The following is a 315-nucleotide window of genomic DNA, read 5'->3' on the forward strand; positions in this document are numbered from 1 at the left end:
AATACATAGGTATGCAAGGCGAACGCGGCGAACTGAAACATCTAAGTAGCTGCAGGAAAAGAAATCAACCGAGATTCCCAAAGTAGCGGCGAGCGAAATGGGAAGAGCCTGTACGTGATAGTCGGACTGATAGAAGAATCCTCTGGAAATAGGAACCGTAGCGGGTGATAGTCCCGTATTCGAAATCAGACCGGTGATACTAAGCGTACGACAAGTAGGGCGGGACACGTGACATCCTGTCTGAATATGGGGGGACCATCCTCCAAGGCTAAATACTCGTAATCGACCGATAGTGAACCAGTACCGTGAGGGAAA

General features: G+C 49.2%; 1 rRNA gene. It reads left to right on the forward strand.

Going from position 1 to position 315, the window contains the following annotated elements:
- A 23S ribosomal RNA gene (locus GCN78_RS29000) occupies window positions 1–315 on the forward strand; the annotation flags it as partial.

Source organism: Janthinobacterium rivuli (genome assembly GCF_009208735.1).
In the GTDB taxonomy this organism is placed as follows: Bacteria; Pseudomonadota; Gammaproteobacteria; order Burkholderiales; family Burkholderiaceae_D; genus Janthinobacterium.